This is a genomic window from Sulfitobacter sp. HI0027, from assembly GCF_001634775.1.
Classification (GTDB): Bacteria; Pseudomonadota; Alphaproteobacteria; order Rhodobacterales; family Rhodobacteraceae; genus Sulfitobacter.
In genome coordinates this window covers 1-1,117 of the sequence record NZ_LWER01000091.1, presented here as the reverse complement: position 1 = coordinate 1,117, position 1,117 = coordinate 1, and the positions used below count along the sequence as shown (strand labels likewise).

Genomic DNA, 1,117 nt, shown 5'->3' with positions numbered 1-1,117 from the left:
GCCTTCACGCAGCAGGGTTCGCAGCTTCTGGGCATCCTTGGCCCGTGGGGCGCTGTCATGGGCGCTGTATTGGCCGTAGGAGCTCCGCTGGCCGCTGTTCTTTGGAACCTTGGTGATGCAACCGAGGAAACCAAAGAAAAGGCCAAGACCTTCGCTGACCGTGTGGGCGAAGCGGACGCGGCGCTTGCAGCAATGTCCGCGACTGCGGCAGACGTGTCTGACCTTGAGGCGCTGCGCAAAAAATACGGCGAATTGACCGAAGAAGTTCGGGATATGGCGCTGGCACTGTTTGAAATCGACAAGCGCGAAGCCTTGGAAAAGGTCAGCGGGATCATTGAGGACGTGACCAGCGAAATTGCGAAGGCTTCCGAGGCATCAGCGGGAGTGGTCACGGCTGCTTTGGCGGCTTCCGGCACCGATGCAGGGCGAAAGGCTGCTGAGGATGTTCGACGCGAGATCGAGAAGCTGCAGACCAGTATTTCTATGTTCGAGAACACTGGGCAGCCCGTTCCGCAGCACTTCTTTACGCAACTGGCCGAACTGCGCGAAGAGCTTGCGGCGGTAGAAGGCGACTTTGCGAACATCGGTTCACTGGCGCAGGAAATTAACATATCGCCGGAACTGCTGAACCAAATCTCTCAGGCCCAAGCGGGGCTAGAGGCTGCGCGGGATGCTGGCGACTTCTCTGCAATGGCAACTCAGCTTGGCCTAATCCGTGATCTGCTGGTCGAAGCTGGCGACACAGTTTCGCAAGACGTTGTTGATGGCGTCACGCAGGCGCAGGAGAAGGCCCGTGAAATGGCTGCCCGACTGCAAGAAGGACAAGATGCGGCAGAGCAGATCGCCCGTGTTGATCTAGCCGGGGGCATTTCAGCGGGGGTTGATGAGGCGGCGAAGCTGGCGAAAAACTTCGGCATCGCACTTAGCTTCGCGCGGCAGATTGCAAAAGAACAGGCGGGGCCGGAAAAGCCCAAGCTTGGCTACAATCTAGAGGGCGGTGGTCGCAACCCGATCCCCAATGACGTGACAAACGCCAATCTCGGCTATGGCAACCTCATCAACAGGGGGCCATCGCGGACGCGCTTCGATGTGCCTAACCTTTCCGGTTCGGGCGATG

1 protein-coding gene is annotated in these 1,117 nt (G+C 58.9%); it reads left to right on the top strand.

The genetic code is table 11. The features are described from left to right. On the top strand, positions 1–1,117 hold a 1,117-nt coding region (locus A3722_RS24255), incomplete at both ends, for a hypothetical protein (RefSeq protein WP_201721968.1).